Source organism: Nocardia sp. NPDC004722 (genome assembly GCF_053601505.1).
In genome coordinates this window covers 1-1009 of sequence record NZ_JBSGBY010001130.1, presented here as the reverse complement: position 1 = coordinate 1009, position 1009 = coordinate 1, and the positions used below count along the sequence as shown (strand labels likewise).

The window sequence follows — 1009 nt, the reverse complement described above, 5'->3', positions numbered from 1 at the left end:
CAGGTGCGCGACACGCTCGATGGCGGCGCGAGTGAACACGCCGACCGACAGCGCCACCTCCCGCGACGGCTGGAACTCACCCGACCCGGCCGCCATATTGCGGTCGGCGTAAAGACCTTCCGTGTTCTCACGCAGGATCAGCAGATCCATGGCCGGCGCCACCGAGCGCACGCCCTCGAGGGTGCGGGCCGGACGGATATTGGCGTAGAGGCCGAAGCGTTTGCGGACCGCGCCCGCCGGCGGCAGGCCGGTGCGGTATTCGGGTGCGTAGGAAGCGGAGTCGTGCGGGCCCATGATCCAGGCGTCGAGTTCCGCGAGCGCCTCGAGCGTGTGTTCCGGCACCGGCGTGCCGAACTCTTCGATCGCCTCGTGACCGAGGGGCAGCGGCACCCACTGCACCGGCGGCAGGCCGGTGGTCTCGAAGGCGTCGTCGACCACCGCGCGGGTGGCGCGCACGATCTCCGGACCGATACCGTCGCCTTCCATCAGTCCCAGCCGTACCCGAGTGTCGGTGTCGCTCATGGCAGATATCCTCGCGCAACCCGCGCAGCAGCGACGATTCGGCACACGCCGACGCCTGTTTCGAGACCTCGGAGCAGGTTTCGAGACCTTTGAGCAGGTTTCGCGGGCTCTGTGACCCGGGAGGCACGCGACACGGGGAAGATATGGGTAGGGCCCGGTGTTGGACCGGGAAATCGACACGAGAGGAAGTCATGGCCACCCAGACCCTGACCGAGCAGAACTTCGACGAGGTTGTCACCGGGAACGACATTGTTCTCGTCGACTTCTGGGCGTCGTGGTGCGGACCGTGCCGCAGCTTCGCGCCCACCTTCGAGGCCTCGTCCGACCAGCACACCGATGTCGTGTACGGCAAGGTCGACACCGAGGCTGAGCAGGGTTTGGCCGCCGCCGCGAACATCCGCTCGATCCCCACCCTGATGGCGTTCCGCGACGGCATCCTCGTCTTCGCGCAGCCCGGCGCCCTGCCGCCCGCCGCCCTCGAGGATCT

2 protein-coding genes are annotated in these 1009 nt (G+C 68.0%); one reads left to right on the top strand and one right to left on the bottom strand.

The genetic code is table 11. The features are described 5' to 3' along the window. The coding region (locus tag ACWELQ_RS46300; protein ID WP_452403288.1) for an isocitrate/isopropylmalate family dehydrogenase at positions 1-522 on the bottom strand (522 nt) is incomplete at its 3' end. A gap of 191 nt (positions 523-713) precedes the next feature. Between ACWELQ_RS46300 and trxA the strand changes: the two genes are divergently transcribed. After that, positions 714-1009: thioredoxin (gene trxA, locus ACWELQ_RS46295; RefSeq protein ID WP_452403287.1), on the top strand; the 296-nt coding region annotated here is incomplete at its 3' end.